This window comes from Actinoplanes sp. 13 (assembly GCF_056134165.1).
In genome coordinates, this window is record NZ_JBVYOQ010000031.1 from 54,987 (window position 1) to 76,227 (window position 21,241).

The following is a 21,241-nucleotide window of genomic DNA, read 5'->3' on the forward strand; positions in this document are numbered from 1 at the left end:
GGAGCGGCTCGGCGGCTCTAGGCGTCAGCCAATTGGAAGTGCCAGAGGACTAGGTCGGGTGTTCCGTTCCAGGCGGCGCTGAAGGCAGCCGGCGTGATGGCGAGCAGAGACCACGGCCAGTCATCCCACGCGTGAGTGGTGATGTCGTCAACCATGGGGTCCTGCTCGTGCATGGCCGGCTGACCAGGCTCCTCGCAGCGTCGCAGGTGCAGGCCACGCGGCAAGGCGGCGTTGAGGTAGTCACTGGCGCGGTGCCGGTATGACGGAATGAGCTGCGGCTCACCAGCGGCCGAACGGACGTGGGGCACCGAGCCCAACGCCACCAGTTCGTGGTGGACATCAGTGACGATCAGATGGCCGCCGGGGCGCAACACGCGGGCAAGTTCCGCGAAGGCGGGCCGCAGGTCGCGAAGGTGCGCCAGAGCGAGTCCACACACGGCGATGTCGACATGGTTGTCGGGCAACGGTAGTTCGTGCAGTTCGCCCTCACGGAACTCTGCTGCCGGAACGCGTTCACGAGCGCGGGCGAGCATCTCGGGCGAGCTGTCCACGCCGATGACGCGATGGCCTCGCGCCGCGAGGTACTGGGCATGTCGGCCCGTGCCGCAGGCTGCGTCGAGAGCCGTGCCCGCCGCAAGGGCGTCGATGACGTCGTGCACGAATGCCTCTTCGGGGCCGAACAGCCCGTTGCCCGGCTGGTCGTATGTCGTCGACCAGATGCGGTAGCCGGCGACCGTGTCCACCGCCATGGCCGTGACGCCTTCGCCGGCCAGCTCGGGGCTGTCCAACAGCCGGCGGATCTCCGTGATTCGAGCCTCACCGAACTCACGGCTGTGATCACCGGCGAACGTTCGGAGCAGGGCGACGCCCTCAAGCCCGAGCAGGTAATGCAAAGGATGTTGATAGATCACGACGCGACGCTATGGCTTCAGCCCGCCGGCCGCCACGGGTTTGTCGGCCGCGTCGGCAAGGTGCCGGGAGCTTCTCAGGCGTCCCACGGTGGCTGCGCCGGCCCTCCGCGCATGAGGCCGCGGTCGGGCCGGCAGCCGGTCAGCGGAGCAGGCGTACGAAAACCTCGGCAAGGGCGTCGGCGGCCTCCGCCGGCGAGGTGAGCGGCAGGATGATGTGGCTGACCGTGAGTCGCACGATGGATTCGGCCGCCAGCGTCGCTGTGGCCGGGTCGACGTCCGGCAGATGCGCGGTCGCCCATTCCTCGATCACCGATCCGGCGGCGGTCAGCAGTGTTTCGGCCCGTGTCGTCAGATAGGGCAGCAGTTCGTCGGATCCACCTCGGCCGCTGGTCAGAATGGCGTGGACGAGAGGATTGCGGGCAGCCTCCTGCAAGGTGTGCAGGATCGCGGCGTGTCCGGCCGCCCGGATGTCGGCGCCGTGGGTGAACAGCCGCGTTCGTACGTCCGAGGTGAACTGCTCGATCTCGTGCAGTGCCAGGGCCGCCGCGAGCCCGGCCCGGCTGTCGAACTCGTTGTAGACCGTCTGCCGGCTCACCCCGGCGGCGCGGGCCACCTGAGCCATGCGCACGTTCGCCCATCCGTGCGTCACCGCGAGTTCCCGGGCCGCCTGCACCAGGGCGGCGCGCAGGCGGTCCCGGTTGGCTTCGTGGTAGGACCTGGTGCTTTCCATCGGAAGCTGAGTTTAGTCATTCCGATGATCGAGGCGGCGGCAGTGCCGGGTACTACTCGACGATCCAGATGCCGTAGTCGCGGGTTGCGGTGCCGAAGTCCTGGAAGCCGAGAATGGTGTTGTTACCGACGTACGTGTAGTTGTTGATGCCCTTGGCGATCACACCGCCGCCGGCGCTCGGGCCGTACACGGGCCCGCCGCTGTCGCCCCCGCGGACCGCGGGCCGGCCGTCGACCTGGCGTGCCTCGACGGCGTCCCCCGAGTCGGTGTTGAACCTCTCGACCCGCAGGCCGCACACCGGACCGCCGACGTCGCGGGCGGAGGACCCGCCGGACTGGCAGAGGTACTCGCCGGGGAACACCCAGTCCCAGCCGGCCACGGTGGTGACGACGTTGCTGTCCGGACCGCCGACGTACATGACATTGTCCACGTTGCCCGGCGTGCTGATCAGAGCGATGTCGTGGCCGTCGTTGTCCGCGGTGAACGTGCCCATGAACTCGCCGGCACCGTCGCGGATCTGGTTGCCGTTGCTGCCGCAGTGCCCGGCGGTCAGGATGAACCGCTCGTTGTTGCCGTTGCGGACCGGGAAGCCGGTCGTGCAACGCGAGTTGCCGTTGATCTGGTCGGCGCCGCCCTTCCAGGGTGCCCAGTCGTCGCGTCGGCTGGTCAGCAGCTTCTCACCCTGGTCGACGATCTGGACCGGCACGCCGACGTCGGGGGTTTGCCGGGTGCCGGTCGTTTGCTTGATCATGTCGACCACGATCTTGCTGCCGTCCACCGCGTACTTGATCCGTGGCTGCTGTGCGGCGTACGCCGACCGCAGCCGGGCACCCGCGACCCGTAGTTCTCGCAGGGAGTGCTCAGCGGCGCCGACGCGTACCGGGGCTGTCGACCGGGCGGCGTTGATGACCTGCCGGACCGCGGTCGGCACCGGTCCCTTCCACCACACCGCCACTTGCCCGTCCTCGAGCTCGATCCCGGCGTAGCCGGGATAGCTGCGGCGTTCGAGCTCGGTGCGGATAGCGCCGGCGGCCTGAACCAGGGGGATCTGTGCGCGGGCATTCTCCGGGAACTGGAAGTTCACCGATCGATGGTCCGGTGCCGGCGGTGTGGCGGCGGCCGGGGTCATGGCCGGCGGTGCGGTCGCTGCGAGGAGGGCGACGCCGATGGTGACGCCGAGGCGCTTGCTGAATGTCAATCCTCTGCCTTTCGCTCGGCACGCGCGGGGGGACGCGCGGCGGGGGGTAGGCGATGCATGCAGGTGTGTCCAGGGGCCGTCGTTGCCAGGCGCGAGGCAGACCTGGCCGGTCCGCCTGGACCTCCGCGTCGGCCGGAGCTCCCGTTGTCCGACAAGGAATCGCGACGCGGGTTTTCGGCGATGCGTCCTGTTGATCCGCGGTGAAAGCGCAACAGTGCATGGAAAGGGGATCCGAAATGCGGCGGGAGGCTGCTGTAGCCGTGACCTCGCCTTACTGATGTTGTTGTTAACAGTAGGCGATGAGTTCATTGTTAACAAGCTTTGCATCGAAGCTAGCCAATGCGAAATTGATTGGTTCTCGGTCGCGAGGTTGAACGACGAGCCCTGGCGCGAGCCAGGATTCCGGTGCTGGTGGCCGGCGCCGGCGTGTGTGGATGCCGGCGCAGGAGGCGGGCGCCGTGATCAGTGTGTGCGGTTCACGGCGGCGGCGGCCAGCTCGACCAGGGCGGCCCGCACCGGCGGCGGCAGCTCGGCGGCGGCGAGAGCGGCGAGGCAGGCGTCCGTGCGTACCCGGATCATCTGTTCTATCTGTTCGTGGGCGCCGGTCGACCGGATGATGTCGCGGATCTCCTCGGCCCCGGCCTCGTCGAGGGACGGATTGCCGAACAACGCTGCCAGGCCGGCCGCCTGGGTGCGGTCGGCGGCGTCGCGGGCCAGCGCCATCATCACCGTCGGTTTGCCCTCGCGCAGGTCGTCGAGGGCGGGCTTGCCGGTCACGGCCGGGTCGCCGAAGACGCCGAGTACGTCGTCGCGCAGTTGGAAGGCGTCGCCGAGCGGGTCTCCGAACTCGGCGAGCGCGACGCACAGCGATCGGGGTGCGCCGGCCAGCCGGGCGCCGATCTGCAGCGGGCGGGTGACCGTGTAGCGGGCCGTCTTCATCCGGATCACGGTCAGGGCGCTCGCCACCGAGCCGTCGCCGACGCTGGACACCAGGTCCAGGTACTGGCCGGCGATCACCTCGGTCCGCATCAGCGCGAAGGTCGCGTACCCCTGGTGAATCTGTTTCGGCGGCAGGCCGCATTCGTGGAACATCTGCTCGGCCCAGGCGGCACACAGGTCGCCGCAGAGCAGGGCGGTGTTGCGGCCGAAGGCGAGTGAGTCGCCGCGCCAGGCGTGCCGGTCGTGCAGGGTGGCGAAGGCGCGGTGCACCGAGGGCTGGCCGCGGCGGCGGTCGCTGCCGTCGATGATGTCGTCGTGGATGAGCGCGAAGGCGTGGAACAGCTCGAGCGCCGCCGCCGCGTCGATCACCGCCGGGCAGTCCTCGCCGCCCCCGCCGCGCCAGCCCCAATAGCAGAAGGTGGGGCGGATGCGTTTGCCGCCGGCCAGGATGAAGCGGCGCAGCGAGTCCAGCGCGCCGCGCGGGGCACCGTCCGGCCAGGCCGCGTCCTGGCGGTCGATGAAGTCGGTGAGGGCGGCGTCGAACCGCTGCCGCAGCGGCCGGCGGGTCGCTTGCAGCGTCATGAGAGAAGGTCCAGGAGCAGCGCTTTCACGTCGGTGGCGGCGACCCGGTCGCGGGCGGCGGACGGGTCGGAGCAGATCAGCACCGGGGCGTCGGCCGGGTCTTCGGGCAGCCGGCCGTGCGATCCGCGGACCGCCCGGGCGCCCGCGTCGAGGCCGACCACGTTCATCAGGTAGCGCAGGCCCAACTTCTTGCGGGCCACCGCGGTGATCGCGCGACGGCGGGCCGCGGCGGGGCCGGCCGGGTCGAAGAACAGCTCCGCCGGGTCGTACCCCGGCTTGCGGTGGATCTCGACGCAGCGGGCGAAGTCCGGGGCGGCCGTGTCGTCGAGCCAGTAGTAGTAGGTGAACCAGGCGTCCGGTTCGGCGACGAGGACCAGCTCTCCGGAGCGGGCGTGGTCCAGGCCGTACGCCGCCTTGCCGGTGTCGTCGAGGACCTCGGCCACGCCCGGCAGGGCGGCACAGAGCTTGGCCACCGCCGGGAGGTCGCCGGGGTCCCGCACGTACACGTGGGCCACCTGATGATCGGCGACCGCGAAGGCCCGGGACCTCCACGGATCGAGGTATTCCATGCCGTCCTGGGTGTGCACCGACAGCAGGCCCTCGGCGCGCAGCAGCCGGTTGACGTCGACCGGCCGGCGCACGTCGGTGATGCCGTACTCGGAGAGCACCACCACTGTGGTGTCCGGCCGGTCGAGCAGCGGCGCGAGCACCTCGTCCAGTTCGGCGGCCGCGGTGGCGGCCTGCGTGCCGGAGGGGCCGAAGCGTTGCAGGTCGTAGTCCAGGTGCGGCACGTAGACCAGGGTCAGGTCGGGGTGCCGGGTGTCCAGCAGATGCCGCGCCGCGTCGACGATCCACCGCGACGACGGCAGCCCGGCGCCGGGCCCCCAGTAGGTGAACAGCGGGAACGGCGGCAGCTCGTCGTGCAGCTCGGGCGGGTACGTGTAGCAGTCCGGTTCCTTGCGCCCGTCGGCCCGGTAGATCGGCCGGGGTGTGATGGTCCAGTCGACGCGCGCGCCCATCGCGTACCACCAGCACACGTTGGCGACGGTGAAGCCGGGCCGGCGCCTGCGGGCCGCGTCCCAGATCTTCTCGCCGCCGACCAGCGCGTTGTGCTGGCGCCAGAACAGCACCTCACCGAGGTCGCGGAAGTACCAGCCGTTGCCGACGACGCCGTGCTGGGCCGGGGTGAGGCCGGTGAGGAAGGTGGACTGCACCGAGCAGGTCACGGCCGGCAGGACGGTGCCCAGCGGCGCCTGGAAGCCGCGGCCGGCGACCGCCCGCAGGCGCGGCATGTGCGCGAGCAGCCGCGGGGTCAGCCCGACGACGTCGAGCACCACCAGCGCGGTCATCGGCCGGCCGCCTCGACGGCGAGCAGGTCGCGGGCGAAGGCGAGTTCGGCGGCGATGCCGTCGGCCAGCCCGGCCGCGTCGGCGGGTCGCTGCTCCGGCGGCAGCACCCCCCAGGTGTAGGTCTCGACGTCGAAGTGCTCGCACTCGGTGACCAGCTCGTGGACGGCCTCGCGCAGCACCGGGATCGTCGAGGTGAGCGGCGCGGCCGGCACGGCGTGCAGCGGCACGTGGTAATGAATGCGCCACGGCCCGGGCAGCTCCCGGTCGAGGGCCTCGTCCAGGTCGTCGGCCGCCGGGCCGAGGCGGGAGCGGGTCTGATGCAGGAACCTCGGTTCGGCGTACGACCGGAGGACTTCCGCGGTCGCCGCCGGATCGTCGGCCTGCAGCGCCGCCGACACCTGCACCTTGACCACCGGCACGCCCGCCGTTCGCAGCCGCTGCAGGGCCGCCGCGGGCTCCTCCCAGGCGCACGCCAGGTGGGCCAGGTCCAGGCAGACGCCCAGCCACCTGGTGTCCACGTCCGCCAGCAGCTCCGCGGCCTGCGTCGTGTTCTCGATCAGGCATCCGGGTTCGGGTTCGAAGCCGACCCGGACGATGCGGCCGGTCGAGACGGCGAGCCGGTCCAGCCCGCGGGCCAGCTCGTCGAGGTGCTTGCGGGCCACCGCGGCCCGGGTGGGGTCCCACGGCGTGCGCCAGGCCAGCGGCAGCGTCGAGACCGAGCCGTAGGTCGCGGCGTCCGGCATCAGATCGGTCAGGACAGCGGCCAGGTTCAGGGTGTAATCGAGGCGGTCCGGCGACGTCCAGTCCGGGAAGTAGACGGCGTGCTTGACCACCGGCGCCTGGAACGACTCGTACGGGAAACCGTTGAGGGTGACCACTTCCAGGCCGCGGACGTCGAGCTCGTGCCGGAGCCGGCGGCGGGCCCCGGCCGAGGCGGCGAGTTCGGCCGCCGCCGGCGCCGCCAGCCACAGTCCCAGCCCGAGCACCTCGGTGTCGAGGCGCCGCCGGATCGGCTCGGCGTACGTGTCCAGCTGGGCGATGATGCCGTCCAGGTCCTCGGCGGGGTGCACGTTGGTGCAGTAACTCAGGTGCATCAGCTGCCTCCGCGCAGGATGGAGTTGCCGGCGAACGTCGTGCCGGTCCCGGGATCAGGGGACAGGTCCAGGCGTTTCGACTGGCCGTAGAACTCGACCGGGTTGCGCCAGAGCACCCGGTCGACGGTGTCCGCGTCGAAGCCGCCGGCCAGCATCGCCTCCGCGGTCCGCACGGTGAGCAGCGGATCGGAGCGTCCCCAGTCGGCCGCCGAGTTGACCAGGATCCGCTCCGGGCCGTACTCGCGCAGGATCGCCACCATCCGGTCCGGCGACATCTTGGTGTCCGGGTAGATCGAGAAGCCGAGCCACACCCCGGCGTCCCGGGCCGCCGCGACGGTGACCTCGTTGAGGTGGTCGAGCAGCACCCGGCCCGGATCGATCCCGGACTCGGCGATCACGTCCAGGCTGCGGGCGGTGCCGCGGGCCTTGTCCCGGTGCGGGGTGTGTACCAGCGCCGGCAGGTCGTGGTCGATCGCGAGCGCGAGCTGTGCCGCGAACACCTCGTCCTCGGCCGGGGTCATCGAGTCGTAGCCGATCTCGCCGACCGCGACGACGCCGTCCTTGGCCAGATAGCGGGGGAGCAGGTCGAGCACCGGCCGGCAGCGCGGGTCGTTGGCCTCCTTCGGGTTCAGCGCGATGGTGGCGTGGTGGCGAATGCCGAACTGCCCGGCCCGGAACGGCTCCCAGCCGATCAGCGCGTCGAAATAGTCGGTGAACGAGCCGGGATTGGTGCGCGGCTGTCCGAGCCAGAACGCGGGCTCGACCACCGCGCGCACCCCGGCCGCGGCCATCCGCTGGTAGTCGTCGGTGGTCCGCGAGGTCATGTGGATGTGCGGGTCGAAGATGCGCATCACGGCTCCTTCAGCTGGTCCAGCAGGGCGAGCGCGTCGGGCGGCATGTCCCGGCCCGCGGCCCGGCGTTCGTCGGCGAAGGCGCGCAGCATGGCGCCCAGCTCGGGATCGGCGCGCTCGGACAGCCGATCCACACCGGACAACGGCAGACCCATGAACACACATTTGAGTACGGCCTGACGCCACGCTTCGGGCCGGAGGTGCTCGGCGTACGGGCCGAGCGCCGCCGCCACCAGACGGGTGTCGTTGGTGCGCAACGCGTCTTCGAGCAGCGGCACCGCGTGGTCGCCGATCGGCAGCAGCGGCAGGGCCTTCAACACGGCCAGTTTCTCGGCCGTGTCGCCGTACCGGTAGATGTCCTCGATGTGCTCGGGCGGCAGGACGGAGAGCAGCAGCGCCCGGGCCGCCTCGTCCGCCGTCCAGTCGCCGGTCAGCGGTTCGCGACCGTAGCGGCGGCCCGCGGCGGGGAACAGCGTGGCCGCGGCAGCCGGGTCCGCGGCCACCCGGTGCAGGTCGTCCGTGATCCGGTCACCGAGTTCGTGCCGCAGCAGGTCAAGGGTGATCATCGGCGGCCTTCCGCAGGAATTCCAGCGACTGCGCGGCCACCGTCGGCGCCGCGTGCGAATGGCGGGGCAGCTCCACCGAGACCAGGCCGCGGTAGCCGGCGGCGTCCAGCGCGGCCAGCACCGGCGGGAAGTCGATCTCGCCGGTGCCGAACTCGAGGTGCTCGTGCACGCCCCGCCGCATGTCGTCGATCTGCACGTTGACGAGGTGCTCGGCGACCGCGAGGACGCAGTCCGGGACCGGCAGCGGCTCCAGGCACCGGCAGTGCCCGATGTCGAGGGTGATGCCGAGATGCGGCGGCCGGCCGAGGTCGGCGTGCAGGCGCCGCCAGTCCGCGATGTCGTTGACCAGCATGCCCGGCTCCGGCTCGAAGCCCAGCGTCACGCCGGCCTCCGCGGCGACCTCGACGATCTGACGGCAGCCGTCGACCAGGCGGTCCCAGGCGTCCGCCGGGCCGATGCCGGCCCAGAACGAGACCGCCTCCGCGCCGAGGTCGGCGCCGACCCGCACGGCGCGGCGAAGGTAGTCGAGCCGCCGGGCCGGGTCGTCGTCCATCAGTGTGGGGGAGTGCTTGCGCCACGGGTCGAGCAGATAGCGGGCGCCGGTCTCGACGACCACGGCCAGGCCCAGCCGTTCGCAGTCGGCGGCCACCGCGGCGGTGCGCCGGGCCAGGTCCGCGCCGAACGGGTCGAGGTGGTTGGTGTCCAGGGTCAGCGCGACCCCGTCGTAGCCGAGGTCCGCGATGACCCGCAGCGCCTCGGGCAGCCGGTGGTTGGTGAAGCCGTTGGTGCCGTAGCCGAACCTCATGTCGGGGACACCTTTCGCGCGAGGCGCCGGGCGAGCGGGGCGGCCAGGGCGACAGCGATCCCGTACGCCGGCCGGCCCGACCTCGCGATCAGCGCGCCCTGCAGCGGGGGCAGGCCGGTGATGCCGGCCCCGACGGCCGCGCGCACCCGTTTCGCGCCGGGGTCGGTGAACGCCCGGGCCTGCGCGGCGCCGTAACCGGCCGCGTACCAGGCGGCGAGGAGACCGGCGGGTCCCGGGCGCCGGCCGGCTGTGGTGGCGGCCAGCGCCAGGGTGCCGGCGAGGGTCGCGGCCGGCAGCGCGGGCGCCGCACCGGAGACCTCGAAACGGGACAGCGCGGTGACCGTGTAGGTGTGGGCGGCCACTGCCAGCGCTGACGGCAGCGCGCGGCGGACCCGTCCGCCACTCGCGCCGAGCAGGACGTCGAGCCCCCGGCAGGCGGCCATCATCGCGGGGCCGGCGGCCGTGTTCTTGGCGCGGAGGTCGTACGCCCAGACCGCACCGGCCAGCGGAACCGCGACCGCGGCAGCGCGCCGGCCACCGGCCAGGCCGGCGATCAGGACCCCGGCGCCGGTCAGGCCGGCGGCGGTCAGCAGCGCCTGCCGGGCGGTGACCCGTCCCGACGGGATCGGCCGTTCCGGGCGCTCGCGGGCGTCTAGGTCGCGGTCCGCCCAGTCGTTGGCGGCCATCCCGCCCCAGTAGAGGCAGACCGAGGCGGCCACCAGGCCACCGGTGGCGGGGCCCAGCGTCCCGGCAGCCGCGGCACCGGCCACCGCGTCACCGGGAACCGAGAGCGCGGCCGGGGCGCGCACCAGCTCGGCCAGGTCACGCAGGCGCATCGAGGCCCCTGACGAACGCGACCAGCGCGGCCCACTGCTCCGGCAGCGCGTGCGGCACGTCGCCGATGGGATCCTTGAAGAAGAACGCCAGGTCGGTGAGCGGCCCGGTGCGCCCGGCGGCGTGCGCGGCCGCGGTGAGCCGGGCCAGGTCGAGGACGAGCGGCGCGGCGAGGGCCGAGTCGCAGCCGTGCCAGGAGAACTCCATCCGCATCGAGACGCCCAGGAAACCGCTGAAGGTGATCAGGTCCCAGGCGGTCTTGAAGTCGCCGATGTCGTCGACGTACTCGATGTGGCTGCTGCCCTGCGGCTGATAGCCGAGCGTCTCGGCCAGCACCCGTTGCTTGCTGCCGGCCTTGGCGGCGTTCGCGGCCGGGTCGGCCAGGTTGGCGCCGTCGCCGCCGCCCAGCAGATTGGTGCCGGACCAGGTGCGCACCCGCAGGTGCCGCATCGCGAACATCGGCGCCAGCACCGACTTGACCAGGGTCTCACCGGTCTTGCCGTCGTGCCCGGCGTACGGCGACCCGGTGCGGGCGGCCAGGTCCGCCAGCGCGGGCAGCCGGGCGCCGGTCGACGGGGTGAAGTCGACGTAGGAGCAGCCGGCCGTGAAGGCGGCGTACGCGTACAGCGAGCTCGGCGGCAGAACCTTCGCGTTCCCCGCGAGGGCCGCGTCGAGCAACGTCAGGCTCTGGTGCGCGGGGTGCGGCTCGACGGCGGGCTCGGTCGAGGACACGTTCACCACCACGACCCGCTGCAGGCCGCGCCGCCGGCGGAAGTCGTCGATGTCCGCGGCGATCAGCCGGGCCACCTCGAGCTGGGTGCCCGCGACGGGCACCGGCCGCAGTTCCCGTTGCACCGCGGCCAGCTCACCGCCGACCGCCGCCGCGGCCCGGGCCGGCAGCACGCCCGCCGCGACGAGGTTCTCCACCTTCTTGTCCAGGGCGAGGTCGCTGACGTCGTGGCCGCCGAACGCGAGCTCGGCGAGGCCCGGCACCGCCGGGCTGGAGAGTTGGGGCAGCTCGGTCACGCAGCCCAGCGGCTCGGCGAGCCCGGCGCGCAGGGCGAGTGCCCCGGCCACGCTGGTCACCGCCACGGATCCGCGGGCCCCGATCAGCCACACACCGGTCGTCGTCATCTGATCCTCCATCGCGAGCGATCGATGGATGCGGCCTGGACATCTACCGGAAACGTTCCGGTAGCAAGGATTACCGTAGGAACTTCTGGTCGGTCCTGTCCAGACTTTCGGATAGATGACCGTAACTTTTATGTCATCAGTCAAAAGTTGGTGTCAGGGCTTTGCTGCCGCGGTGGGGAAGGCCTTTGCTGAGGTGTCCACCATCGACGCGGCCACGGCTCCGCGGGCGTGGGCGATCGGCGACAGCGTGCGGCAGGCGTCGCAACGAGATCGTCAGCGAGTGCCGCTGGAAGGTCGCGAGTGGCCCTGGGCGACCGTACGAAGAAGATCATCTCTTGTCAATATCGAGCAACGCTCAGAAACCTGGGCCTCGCCCCGCCGCCCGGATGATGACGTTTCGCTCCGGCCGGCCGGCGGGCCGATCGGCGCCGGAAGGCTTGTCCGGCCTGGGGAATTACGTTTGTCCATTGGTAAATATTTGCTCTAGCGCAAACTTCTGCGACGCCATTCGGGCGGCATCGACGGCGGTGGTATCGACCTCATATGTCGGGACTTCGCGCGGTCCGAAGAGTGACCGGCATCACTCTTCAGGAGTTGGTTGCATTTCCCTATCTCGATTCGCTGGCTACGCTGCCCCTGCTTCAGCGAGGAGCCGGGGGGTCCGCTACGGACGGACCATTCCGGCGGCCTCATCCACGGGGGAATTCTTCAGCTAGGAGAGCGCGTGACCGCTCGCCGTCGGATCGCCGTGTGCCTCACGGCGGTCGTCCTGCTCCTGTCATACGAAAGCGTCCCGGCCTCGGCCGCCGACGGCGCCCGGCCGGCGCGCCCGGCCGGCGCCGCGGACAAGCCGCCGGCACAACGCGTGACGGACCCGCCCGCGGGCACCGGCCATCGCGTCGGCGCCGCCGCCACCAGCGCCGGCGTTCGCGGCGCGCGCCGCGACGCGATCCGGCCGCCCGGCGCGGTTCCCGATCGGCGGCGCATCCCGCCGGTGACCGGCCGGGCGCCGGCCGGGGCGAAGGTGGTCAGACCGGCAGCGACCGCGGTCCGCACCGAGGTCGCCGGCTACGACGCCCGGACGAGCGTGCTGGTGGCCGAACCGGACGCGCAGACCCGGCTGTTCCGCAACGCCGACGGAACGATGACCGCCCTGGTCGCCGCCGCCGCGGACCAGCTCAAGACCGACGGCGACACCTACGTGATGTCCGGGGTCGGCGACGCGTCCGGCTCACTCGACCTTCAGGTCGGCACCGAGGACGGCGGCAAGCACATCGGCCGCGCGTACCTCAGGTTCGGCAGCCTGGCCACCACGCTGAAGAACAAGTACGTCAACGGTGCCGCCCTGACGCTGTTCAACACCTGGTCCAGCTCGTGCACCCCGACGCCGGTGACGGTGTTCCAGGTCAGCGAGTCCTGGTCGCCCTCGTCGTTGCGCTGGCCCGGGGCGTCGGTCAACAGGGCGTACGAGACCCGGTCGTTCGCCCACCAGGGCGGCTCGTCGACCTGCGGCGCGGGGTGGGAGTCCCTGGCGATCAACGCCGACGACGCCACCGGCTGGACCCACGGCAAGCCGTTTTACGGGCTGAGCGTCCGCGCGCCCAACGAGAAGTCGAACGCCCAGTTCAAGCGGTTCGCCGCGGCCGAGAGCGTGAACGCGCCGCTGTTGAGCGTCACCTACGCCGACGAGGGCGCCGCCTATGCGGTCGACCAGGTGCTGCTGCCTACCAACGCCACCGCCGGCGAGGTCGTCGCGAAGGTGACCAACCAGGGCTCGGCCACGTGGGCGGCCGGTGGCACGGTCAAGGCCGGCCTGGTGGTCAAGAAGGGCACCACCGTCGTGGCCACCTCGAGCCGGGTCGCGCCGTCGGCGGCGGTCGCGCCGAACGGCACCGCCACGATCAAGGTGCCGATCCCGGCGATCGCGCCCGGCGACTACACGGTCGAGCTCCAGATGTACAACGCGGCCGGCACGGACTTCCGCACCGCCTACGGGGTGCCGGTCGGCACGTTCCCGATCAAGGTGAGCAACGTCGCCCCGGCCTCGAACTTCCAGCAGCCCGGCTCCGGCGCCGAGATCGAGACGATCAGCCCCACGCTGTACGCCGAGGGCGTCGACCCGGACAACTGGCCGGCCGGCGCGAAGCTCAAGTTCGACTTCAGGATCTGCTCCGGTACCGCCGAGGCGCCCACCGACTGCAAGAGCTCCGGCTGGACCGGGCGCACCTGGACCCCGCCGGCGCTGAACTGGTCGAAGACCTACCACTGGTGGGTCCGGGTGCACGACGGGATCTCTGCCGGGCCGTCCGCCGGTCCGCTCGTGCTCACCACCCGCGTGCCGCAACCGGAGATCACCGGCAACCTCGCCGGCCGTCCCGACGGCGCCCAGGCACCCGGCGTCGACCCCGCGGTGGGCAACTACTCCACGGTCGTCACCGACGCCTCGGTGACCACGGCCGGGCCCGACCTGACGATCACCCGCACCTACAACAGCCTGGACCCGCGGCAGGACAACGCGTTCGGCACCGGCTGGTCGTCGCGGATCGACACCCGGCTCGCCGAGGACCAGGTCTTCGGCGCGCTGGTCACCCTGCCGACCGGCCGTCAGGTCCGCTTCGGCCGCAATCCCGACGGTTCGTACGCCGCGCCGCAGGGACAGACACTCACCCTGGTACGCGACACCGTGACCGCGACCTGGACGTTGCGCGACGCGACCGGTTCCCGCTGGGTCTTCGACGCGCTCGGCCGGCTGGTCCGTGTGATCGACCAGGACGGGCTCACCGAGACCCTTCGCCACGACGCCGCCGACCACGTCGTGGAGATCGTCAACAACGTCAGCGGGCGCCGGCTCACCCTGACCTGGACCGGCGAGCATGTCACCCAGGTCCGCGCCAACGGCGGTCCCACCTGGCAGTACACCTACGACGGCGACCGGCTCACCACCGTCTGCGGGCCGGACCCGGCGCCGAACTGCACCACCTACGAGTACGGCGACGCCTCCCACTACCGGACCACGGTCCTCGACGACGCGCCGCGCGGCTACTGGCGGTTCGGCGAGAGCTCCGGCTCCACCGCCGCCAGCACCACGGCCCGCAGCCCCGGCGGTGACGCCGGCGCGTACACCGGTGTGGTTCTGAACGCCGACGGCGCGCTCGGCGGCGCCGGCAACAAGGCGGCCGTCTTCGACGGGGTGAGCAGCCGGGTGACTCTGCCGGCCAAGATCACCACTGCCTCGATGTCCGCCTCGGTGGAGCTGTGGTTCCGGACGACCGCCTCCGGGACCCTGCTGAGCTATCAGAACGGGCAGCCGTTCCCGGCGGCCGCCACCGAGTGGACCCCGGTGCTGTACGTCGGTGTGGACGGCCTGCTCTACGGCGGCTTCTCCGTACCCCAGCCGGACGGGCCGCGGCAGGCGGTGAGCAACGCCGCCGTCAACGACGGGAAGTGGCACCACGCGGTGCTGTCCGCCGCCATCGACAGGCAGACGCTCTACGTCGACGGCGTCGCCCAGAAGATCGTCGCGTCCGGCTCGGTGGACCACGGCGACCAGATCCAGTACACCGTCGGCGCCGGGCAGGGCAAGGACTGGCCGGCTACCAACGGCGAGGCCTTCCACTTCGACGGCGCCATCGACGAGCTGGCCCTCTACACACGACCGCTGAGCCCGCTCGCGGTGGCGAGCCACTTCGCGGCCTCGCAGCGCACCGATGTGCTCACCGGCATCGTGCTGCCGCAGGACTCGCGCCGCTACGCGAAGCTGACCTACGACAACGACGCCGACCGGGTGCGCACGCTTGTCGACAACTGGGGCCGCACCTGGCAGCTGGATCCGCCGAGGCGCGACGGCGGCACCGGCACGGTCACCCTGCACGGGCCGTACCCGGACTGGGTGTACGCGGTCGACTACGACCACGGCGGCCGGCTGATGTCGGTCAGCCACGACGGCGCGACGAAGTACCTCGACTACAACGAGGCCGGGTTCCTCGCCAAGGTCACCGACGCGAACAAGCACAGCACCAGCTACACCACCGATCCGGCCGGCAACGTGCTGTCCACCACGACGTGCCGGTCGGCAGGCTCGTGCCAGACCAACTACACCACCTACCACACCAACGCCGCCGATCCGCTGGACCCCCGCAACGGCAAGGTGCTGTCCCGTTCCGACGCCCGCTCCAGCGGACCGGGCGACACGACCTATCGGGTCACCTACGAGTACGACACAGCCGGCCGTCTGGTCCGCACCGTCTACCCGCGACCGGCCGGTGTGACCGTGGCGCCGGCGGAGAGCTGGACGTACAGCACCGGCTCGGAAGCGGCCGACGGGACCGGCGCCACCCCGGCCGGTCTGCTGATGCGCCACACCGGCCGGCGTGGGCAGGTCACCGCGTACACCTACCGCTCCACCGGTGACCTGAGTACGCAGACCGCACCGACCGGCCTGGTCAGCAGGCACACCTACGACGACCTGGGTCGGCTCGTCACCAGCAGCACCGGCAACGACGGCGGGGCGACGTTCGCCACGACCACCCTCACCTACACCGCCGGCTCACAGATCCGGACCACGACCGGCCCCGCGGTGCGCAACCCGATCACCGGCATCACCCACCAGAGAATCACCACACATGCGTACGACGGAAACGGCAACGTGGTCTCGACCACCGAGGCCGACGCGACGCCGGTGTCGGCCGGCGGTGACCCGGCACGAACCGTCAGCTACGGCTACGACGCGAACGACCGGCTGGTCCGTACCGTCGACTCGACCGGCGCCGTCACCACCACCGAGTACTCCGCGGACGCGCTGACCGTCACCACCGTCGACCCGGCCGGGATCCGATGGAGCGACACCTACGACGACCAGCAGCGCCTGCTCACCACGACCGCCGAGGGCGCCGGCGTCGATCCGCACAACCCGTCGGCCCGGGCGCTCACCGTCGAATGGCGTGGCTACGACCCGGGCGGGCGGCTGGCCACCGTCACCGACGCGATGGGCCGTACCACCCGTTACACCTACTACGACGACAACCTGCTCGCCTCCTCGACCCGCCTCGGCTACCGCGATCCGGAGGCCGGCACTCGCGACGTGGTCCTGGAGCAGCACACCTACGACGCGGCCGGCAACGCCACACGCTCGGTGAGCGGCGGTGTCACCACCGAGTTCGCCTACGACGCGGCCGGGCAGCTGGAGCGCAAGGTCGTCGACCCCGCCGGGCTCAAACGCACCACCGCCTACCAGCGCGACGCCGACGCCAACCCGGTGAAGGTGCAGTTCACCGGTGCGGCCCAGCCCGGGCGGACCGAGACGGCGGTGTACGCCTACAACGCCGTGAACCAGGTGACGCGTACCGAACGGCAGCTGGCCGACGGTGGCGTGCTCACCGACTCGGTCACGTACGACGAGCGCGGGCTGGTGCGCAGCGAGCAGAACCCGCGGCTGGTCAGCACGGACTACACCTACGACGCGAACGGGCAGCTGTCGACCACGGCGGCGCCGGCCGTCGACACCTGGGTCAACGGGGTCCAGACGAAGAACGTGCGGCCGGGCACGGTCACCGGATACAACACGTTCGGCGAGCCGACCCATCAGCGTGACCCGAACGGTGCCGTCACCAGCACCGCCTACGACCTCGCGGGCCGGACGCGGACGGTCACCGGCCCGGCGTACGCCACACCGGGCGGCGTGACGATCACCCCGGTCACCACGTACGACTACGACACCCGCGGCAACCTGACGAAGACGACCGACCCGCTCAACCGGGCCGCCGAATCCACCTACGACCCGTACGGCAACGTGCTCACCAGCACCGCGCCGAAGGTGGGCGACCAGCCGTCGACCACCTCGTACCGGTACAACCGGGTCGGCGAGGTGCTCGCCACGACCACGCCGGGCGGCGCGCAGACCCAGGCCACGTACGACGAACTGGGCCGCGTCGAGACCAGCACGGTCGTGGAGCGTGAACCCACGCCGGCGGCGTACCTGATCACCAAGCACCGCTACGCCGACACCGGGCAGCCCGTCAAGGTCATCTCGCCGGAGAACCGGGTCACCGAGATGAAGTACAACGGTGCCGGCGAACTGACCGAGCTGACCGACCCGGCCGGTCTGAAGTCGACAGTCCAGTACGACATCGCCGGGCGGGTCAGCGCGCAGACCGACCCGTCCGGGCTCACCACGACCACCACGTACGACCTGGCCGGGCGGGCCACGGCGGGGGCACAGCGGCGCGGCGACACCGTGCTGCGCACCACTGCCAACGAGCTCGATCCGAACGGCAACACCACGGTCCTGACCACCGGCGCGGGGCGGCGCACCACGATCGCGTACGACTCGCTGGACCGGGTCGTCGCGCAGACCACCCGGGCCGAGACCGGGGCCGACCTGCGCGTCGAGACCGGCTACGACGCCGCCGGGCAGGTCACCCGGTACGTCGACGGCAAGGGCAACGCCACCACGTACACGTTCACCGCGTGGGGCCAGCTCGAGAACACGATCGAGCCGGCCACCGCGGCGGCGCCGGCGGCCGCGCAGCGGACCTGGACCACCGTGTACGACGCGGCCGGCCGGCTGGTGGCGGCGCGGCTGCCCGGCGGGGTGACCCGCACCCAGGAGTACGACGCGCAGGGCCGGCTGACCGTGGAGCGCGGCACCGGCGCCGAGTCGGCCACCGCCGACAAGGTGTTCGGCTACGACCCGGACGGCCGGCTCACCCGGATCAGCGGCGCCGCCGGCGACACCAACTACCGCTACGACGACCGCGGCAACCTGGTGCAGGTCGCCGGCGCGGCCGGCAACGGCACGTTCAGCTGGTCCGGCGACGGGAACCTGACCTCCCGCACCGACCGGGCCGGGACCGCGGCGTTCGGCTACGACACCGCGGGACGGGTCAAGTCCTTCACCGACCCGATCACCAGCCGGACCGTCGACTACGGGTACGACTCCGCCGGCCGGCTCGGCACGGTAACCGACCGGGCGGTCAGCAAGACGGTGAAGCGGGCGCTCACCTACGACGCGCTCAACCGCACCGCCACCGACCGGGTCGAGCAGACCGTCACCGCGGGCGTTCCGCCGCGGGTGCTGCTCGGCGCCGACTACGGCTACGACCTGGACGACAAGCTCACCAGCAAGACCGCCTACCAGCCGGCCGGCAGCACCGCCAACACGTACACCTACGACGGTGCCGGCCGGATGCAGACCTGGACGGCCGGCTCCACCACGACCGAGTACGACTTCGACGACGCCGGCAACCGGATCCGCGCCGGCAGCACGACCGCCGTCTACAACGAGCAGAACCAGCTCGTCGACGACGGCACCGGCACCTACACCTACACACCCCGCGGCACGCTCGACAAAATCACCGCCAAGAACGGCGGAACCGTCAAGGACCTGTCCCACGACGCCTTCGAGCGGCTTGTCGCCCAGGGCGGCTCCAGCTTCGGCTACGACGCCCTGGACCGGGTCGCCACCCGCAACAGCGTCGCCGGCGTGGAATACGAGGGCCTGGGCAACGAGGTGGTCGCCGACGGCGCCCGCGTCCTCAGCCGGGACGCGTTCGGCAAACCGTTCGCCGACCGCGCGCAGACCTCCACCACCGGCCGCATGCTCTACGCCGATCGGCACGGCGACGTCACCGGCCGCTACCTCTCGTCCTCGGCCGGCGACACCCGCACCTACGACCCCTTCGGCTCGGTCACCTCCGCAACCGGCGAGACCCCCCTGATCGGCTATCAGGGCGCCTGGACCGACACCGCGACCGGCGCGGTCAACATGGCCAGCCGCTGGTACGACCCGGCCACCGGCCGCTTCCCCAGCCGCGACACCCTGGCGAACGAGCCCACCCCCGACGGCAACGCCAACCGGTACGCGTACGGCAACAGCGACCCTCTCAACAACGTCGACCCGACCGGTCACATGCTGGCCGCGGTGGACGGCGGCGGCGGTTCGTACACCAAGGTCCCGCTGCCACCCGGGCCGAAATACATTCCGGTGCAGAAGCCCAGGGACATCGTTCCCAAGAACGTACGCCGGTTCGGCCGGCTGTCAGGGCCCGGCAGGGCAGTGGTGTTCGCCTGGGAACACATCTTCGAGGACAGCTCACCCACGGTCGGTTCCTGCGAGGGCCCGCGAGGCGTCATCCTCGAAAGGGGACACTCGCAGTGCCTGCCGAAGAACTGGTGCAAGGCGGGGTACCCGGAGTTCTGCCCGGAGGAGACGCATCCGACACCCGGTCGCACGACCGGCGGCGGCAAGGGCGCCTCGATCTTCCGGCGCATCTACAGCAACATCCTCAAAGCCTGGAACAACGGCTGGAGCACGGGCCCCGCCGGCGGCGGCACGCCCAGACCACCCGGCGGTGGTGGCCCCGGCACCGGCACCAGCACCTTCGTCCCCCCGCCTCCGCCGCCGCCCCCGCCGTGGATCCCGCCGCTGTTCATCAGAGTCGCCCCGCCGTCGCCGGCCGAAGAGGTCAAACCGCGCGTTCCCTCGGTCCGCGCCGACCGTCCCGGCACCACCCGGGTCGACCCCGGCCCCACCATGTCCGGGAACGCGGTCCGGGTCACCGGTGCCGGTCTTGACGACGACACGCCTCTGGTCCGTTCCTTCGGAAAACAGATCGGTTCGGTATTCACCGACAACGAGCGTCACGAGGTCTGGGACGGCCAGGGCGATCCGGAGGCCGAGGACTACGACGAGGAGCGCGAGGACTGCGCGCAGAACGGCTGGGACCCGAACAGGCCGATCATCTACCACCCGGTCGACACCTACGGCAGGGCGACCCTCGCGGAGGCCTGCTACTCGAACAAGAAGATCCCTGCGGGTGGCAGCCCAGCGACATACACACCGCCCGGTTTCGTGGAGGACACCGGGATGGCGCGTGGCCACCTCATCGCCAAATCGCTCGGCGGTAACGGCAAGATTGCCGAGAACGTCACACCGCTCTACCACAACATGGTGAATACGAGCGCGATGTACCACGGCGTCGAGCGGGTCGTGAAAAAGTGGATCACCAGCGGGCAGACCGTCTACTACCGCGTGGAGCCCGTGTACACCGAGGACCGAGGAGACGTGCCGGACCATCTCCGTGTGATCGTCGCAACCCAGGCTGGGACTCTCGTCATGAAAATCAACAACAGGCCATGACCAATGATCATCTGCACCGTTTGCTCAGCCTCGTGGGCCGGTCGGCGCCGGGCAACGCCGGCGGCAACATCGCTTGGGAGTCGATCAGCCGGGAGCTCGGGACGCCCCTCCCGGCAGACTTCCAGGCGTTGGCGCACGCGCTGCCGCCCGGCGGTTTCCAGACCTTCCTCGACATCCTCCACCCGGCAGCGTCGGAGGCCCCCGCCGATTACCGTGCGGAGATCGCCGGCTATGCCGACATCGTCCGCGATCACGCGGAGGACCTGCGGACGACAGTGCCGGTGTATCCGGACGCCGGCGGACTGATCCCCTGGGCGACCGTGGGATTCGACCCGATCGTCTGCTGGTTGTCCGACGGCGAGGATCCTGATCGCTGGCCGGTCGTCATCTGTGAATCCGGCGAGACGGATTGGCCTCGTTACGCGATGTCGGCGACCGAGTTCCTGTCGGCGGTGCTGAGCGAGCCCGGCGCGGTTCCGGAGCTGGCCTATGTGACCGAGGCGGTGCAGCCGCCGGTGTTCACCGCGCGCCGCACCGCCGGGGAACCCGCCGCCTCACCGGTGGGCCGGCCCTCGCCGGGGTACTGGACCACCGGCGTGGGGCCGGGACCGGTCGAACCGGTGAACGTGGTCGACGCGCTCGGCGCGTTCGCCGAACCCGCCCCGATCCCGGACTTCAGGTGGGGCGCCGTGCTCGAGAAGATGCAGCGGGCACTGCCGTCGGACTACGGCGATCTGGTGGCCCGGTACGGCGCGGTATCGGTCGGGCCCGCGCGGGTCAACGCCCCCGACGGCTCCGCCACCGACTTCTTCGCCGAGCTGCGGGCGCTGGGCGAGCGGGTCAAGGCCGAACGAGAGTTCGGTGGCGGACCTCAGGGACCGATCTACCCGGAGCACCAGGGCCTCATCGTGTGGGGTCGTCTCGAGGACGGCGGCTATCTCTGCTGGGCCGCCGCCTCCTATTCGCCGGTCGAGTGGCCGGTGGTGGTTCTGGACGCCTCGCTGCGCGACTTCGTCACGCACCGGATGTCGGCCACACGCTTCCTGCTCGAACTCGCTACCGACCCGGCCGCGGTGTTGTTGCCGCCGCCGGCCTGACATCACAAATTCCTG

General features: G+C 71.3%; 13 protein-coding genes. 2 read left to right on the plus strand and 11 right to left on the minus strand.

Annotated elements, in window-relative coordinates:
* Positions 1–17: 17 nt before the first annotated feature.
* The 11 genes from AC0NH5_RS36490 to AC0NH5_RS36540 all read right to left on the minus strand — a co-directional run bounded on the left by AC0NH5_RS36490 (position 18) and on the right by AC0NH5_RS36540 (position 10,993).
* On the minus strand, positions 18–911 hold the full coding sequence (locus tag AC0NH5_RS36490) for a class I SAM-dependent methyltransferase (RefSeq protein ID WP_474411801.1): 894 nt from the start codon (positions 909–911) through the stop codon (positions 18–20).
* A gap of 139 nt (positions 912–1,050) precedes the next feature.
* The gene (locus AC0NH5_RS36495; protein ID WP_474411802.1) at positions 1,051–1,641 is read right to left on the minus strand and encodes a TetR/AcrR family transcriptional regulator; all 591 of its coding nucleotides are present in this window, start codon (positions 1,639–1,641) and stop codon (positions 1,051–1,053) included.
* A 52-nt stretch (positions 1,642–1,693) separates the two neighbouring features.
* Positions 1,694–2,839 carry a trypsin-like serine protease gene (locus AC0NH5_RS36500; RefSeq protein ID WP_474411803.1) on the minus strand — a complete coding sequence of 382 codons (1,146 nt, stop codon included), beginning with the start codon at positions 2,837–2,839 and terminating at the stop codon, positions 1,694–1,696.
* Positions 2,840–3,301: 462 nt separating this feature from the next.
* Positions 3,302–4,360, minus strand: a complete 1,059-nt coding sequence (locus AC0NH5_RS36505; protein WP_474411805.1) for a polyprenyl synthetase family protein — start codon at positions 4,358–4,360, stop codon at positions 3,302–3,304.
* The gene (locus AC0NH5_RS36510) at positions 4,357–5,709 is read right to left on the minus strand and encodes an alkaline phosphatase family protein (protein WP_474411807.1); all 1,353 of its coding nucleotides are present in this window, start codon (positions 5,707–5,709) and stop codon (positions 4,357–4,359) included. Before AC0NH5_RS36510 ends, AC0NH5_RS36505 begins: the two co-directional genes overlap by 4 nt.
* The gene (gene eboE / locus AC0NH5_RS36515) at positions 5,706–6,803 is read right to left on the minus strand and encodes a metabolite traffic protein EboE (RefSeq protein WP_474411809.1); all 1,098 of its coding nucleotides are present in this window, start codon (positions 6,801–6,803) and stop codon (positions 5,706–5,708) included. Before eboE ends, AC0NH5_RS36510 begins: the two co-directional genes overlap by 4 nt.
* Positions 6,803–7,654: a TatD family hydrolase gene (locus AC0NH5_RS36520; protein ID WP_474411811.1), complete on the minus strand. Its 852-nt coding sequence runs from the start codon at positions 7,652–7,654 to the stop codon at positions 6,803–6,805. The genes eboE and AC0NH5_RS36520 overlap by 1 nt, the downstream gene beginning before the upstream one ends.
* Positions 7,654–8,220: an EboA domain-containing protein gene (locus AC0NH5_RS36525; protein WP_474411813.1), complete on the minus strand. Its 567-nt coding sequence runs from the start codon at positions 8,218–8,220 to the stop codon at positions 7,654–7,656. Before AC0NH5_RS36525 ends, AC0NH5_RS36520 begins: the two co-directional genes overlap by 1 nt.
* Complete coding sequence (locus tag AC0NH5_RS36530; protein WP_474411815.1) at positions 8,207–9,025, minus strand: sugar phosphate isomerase/epimerase family protein; 819 nt, start codon at positions 9,023–9,025, stop codon at positions 8,207–8,209. The genes AC0NH5_RS36525 and AC0NH5_RS36530 overlap by 14 nt, the downstream gene beginning before the upstream one ends.
* Complete coding sequence (locus tag AC0NH5_RS36535; protein ID WP_474411817.1) at positions 9,022–9,861, minus strand: SCO3242 family prenyltransferase; 840 nt, start codon at positions 9,859–9,861, stop codon at positions 9,022–9,024. The genes AC0NH5_RS36530 and AC0NH5_RS36535 overlap by 4 nt, the downstream gene beginning before the upstream one ends.
* Positions 9,848–10,993: an inositol-3-phosphate synthase gene (locus AC0NH5_RS36540; protein ID WP_474411819.1), complete on the minus strand. Its 1,146-nt coding sequence runs from the start codon at positions 10,991–10,993 to the stop codon at positions 9,848–9,850. Before AC0NH5_RS36540 ends, AC0NH5_RS36535 begins: the two co-directional genes overlap by 14 nt.
* 724 nt (positions 10,994–11,717) lie before the next feature.
* On the opposite strand from AC0NH5_RS36540, the gene AC0NH5_RS36545 reads away from it, so the two are divergent.
* Both AC0NH5_RS36545 and AC0NH5_RS36550 read left to right on the plus strand, forming a co-directional pair.
* Positions 11,718–20,129 (plus strand): RHS repeat-associated core domain-containing protein, encoded by an 8,412-nt coding sequence (locus tag AC0NH5_RS36545; RefSeq protein ID WP_474411821.1) that lies wholly within the window; start codon positions 11,718–11,720, stop codon positions 20,127–20,129.
* Positions 20,126–21,226, plus strand: a complete 1,101-nt coding sequence (locus tag AC0NH5_RS36550; protein WP_474411823.1) for a hypothetical protein — start codon at positions 20,126–20,128, stop codon at positions 21,224–21,226. Before AC0NH5_RS36545 ends, AC0NH5_RS36550 begins: the two co-directional genes overlap by 4 nt.
* Positions 21,227–21,241 lie beyond the last annotated feature (15 nt).